This is a genomic window from Winogradskyella ursingii, assembly GCF_013403975.1.
GTDB lineage: Bacteria > Bacteroidota > Bacteroidia > Flavobacteriales > Flavobacteriaceae > Winogradskyella > Winogradskyella ursingii.
Genome location: NZ_JABFDH010000019.1, coordinates 1 through 908, shown reverse-complemented (window position 1 = coordinate 908; position 908 = coordinate 1). Strand labels below are relative to the sequence as shown.

The following is a 908-nucleotide window of genomic DNA, read 5'->3' as shown; positions in this document are numbered from 1 at the left end:
TAGTTGACCACATCGTCGACCAAGCCCGCTCCACCTCCAGGTGTCACGCTCGATACGCTCTTGAGGATCTCTATACTTGGGTCCGGTGCGATATCGAACGGCGTTACGTCGTTCGTCGGGTCGGCATCGTTGTTGTCTCCGTTCACATCGTCAAGGTCGTCCGTCTCCTCGTTCGCTGGGTCCGCTACCGCAGTCCCGTCGGCTTCCGTTCCGGTATCGGATACGTCCGTGACGTCATCCGTGTTGCCCGGTGAGCTCGCCGTAACGTCCGCCGTGTTCTCTATTCCTCCGGCATCCACATCACCCTGAAGTACCGTATATGTTGCCGTACAGGTCGTACTGGCTCCTGGTGCAAGGCTCGTCGACAGACACGTTACAGTTCCCACTACCGGGTCGTTTACCGCAATGCCGGTTAACGTTACATTACCTGTGTTCGTTACCGTGAAGCTATAGTTGATCACATCGTCGACCAAGCCCGCTCCACCTCCCGGTGTCACGCTCGATACGCTCTTGAGGATCTCTATACTTGGGTCCGGTGCGATATCGAACGGTGTTACGTCGTTCGTTGGGTCCGCATCGTTGTTGTCTCCGTTCACATCGTCAAGGTCGTCCGTCTCCTCGTTCGCTGGGTCCGCTACCGCAGTCCCGTCGGCTTCCGTTCCGGTATCGGATACGTCCGTGACGTCATCCGTGTTGCCCGGTGAGCTCGCCGTAACGTCCGCCGTGTTCTCTATTCCTCCGGCATCAACGTCACTCTGAAGTACCGTATAACTTGCCGTACAGGTCGTGCTCGCACCTGGCGCAAGGCTCGTCGCCACACAGCTTACCGTGCCCACTACCGGGTCGTTTACCGCAATGCCGGTTAACGTTACATTACCTGTGTTCGTTACCGTGAAGCTATAGTTGAT

Annotated in this window: 1 protein-coding gene; it reads right to left on the bottom strand. The window is 57.0% G+C overall.

Features of this window, described 5'->3' with window-relative positions:
- On the bottom strand, positions 1 to 908 hold a 908-nt coding region (locus HM983_RS15765), incomplete at both ends, for a DUF7507 domain-containing protein (RefSeq protein WP_449658184.1).